The sequence below is a fragment of the Saccharothrix hoggarensis genome, from assembly GCF_042678885.1.
Classification (GTDB): Bacteria; Actinomycetota; Actinomycetes; order Mycobacteriales; family Pseudonocardiaceae; genus Actinosynnema; species Actinosynnema hoggarensis.
On the sequence record NZ_JBHTLK010000495.1, the window covers coordinates 1 to 1,075 of the forward strand.

The 1,075-nt window shown below is 73.1% G+C and carries 1 protein-coding gene; it reads right to left on the reverse strand.

All coding sequences use genetic code 11. From position 1 onward, the window contains the following. On the reverse strand, nucleotides 1–1,058 hold a 1,058-nt coding region (locus ACFQ3T_RS36735; RefSeq protein ID WP_380730796.1), incomplete at its 3' end, for an alkaline phosphatase family protein. Nucleotides 1,059–1,075 lie beyond the last annotated feature (17 nt).

The window sequence follows — 1,075 nt, forward strand, 5'->3', positions numbered from 1 at the left end:
GCGTGGTCGTCGTGCAGCCAGTAGTAGTAGGTGAACCAGGCGTCGGGCTCGGCGACGGCGATCAGCTCGCCGGAGCGTTGGTGGTCGAGGCCGACGCCTGCCTGCGCCGCGCGGTCCAGCACGAGGTCCACGCCCGGCAGTTCCGCGAGGACGGCCCTGGTGCGGGGGAGGTCGGCCGGGTCGGCGACGTAGACGTGGGCGATCTGGTGGTCGGCCACCGCGAACGCCCGCGACGTCCACGGGTCGAGCAGTTCCCCGCCGGCCTGCGTGTAGACCTCCAGCAGCCCGGCCCGGCGCAACGCGCGGTTGACGTCGACCGGCCGGCGCGCGGCGGTAATCCCGTACTCCGACAGGGCGACGACCGTGGCGCCGGCCGTCTCCGCGTCGGTGAGCAGCGGTGCGAGGGCGGCGTCCACCTCGGCTGCCGCCCGCGCGGCTTGTGGCGCGGTCGGGCCGAACCGTTGCAGGTCGTAGTCCAGGTGCGGCACGTAGACCAGCAGGAGGTCGGGGCGTTGCGCGGCGAGCACGTGCCGGGCCGCGCCGACGATCCACTCGCTGGAGCGCAGCGCGGCCGTGGGTCCCCAGTACTGGAACAGCGGGAACTCGCCCAGTTCGGCGACCAGCTCGTCGTGCAGCGCGGGCGGGCGGACGTAGGCGTCGGGTGATTTGCGGCCGTCGGCGTGGTAGATCGGGCGCGGGGTGACGGTGACGTCGGTGGAGGCGCCCATGGCGTACCACCAGCAGATGTTCGCGGCGGTGTAGCCGGGGTGGGCGCGGCGGGCGGTCTCCCACAGCTTCTCGCCGTGCACGAGTCGGTTGTGCTGCCGCCACAGGTGGACCTCGCCGAGGTCGCGGAAGTACCAGCCGTTGCCGACGATGCCGTGCTGGGCCGGGGTGAGCCCGGTGAGCAGCGTGGACTGCACACTGCACGTCACGGCGGGCAGCACGGTGCCCAGTTCGGCCTGCCACCCCCGGCGACCCAGGCGGGTGAGGTTCGGCATGTGCGGGAGCAGCGCCGGCGTCAGGCCCACGACGTCGATCACGACCAGCGGTTTCACGCCACGACTCCGTTCAC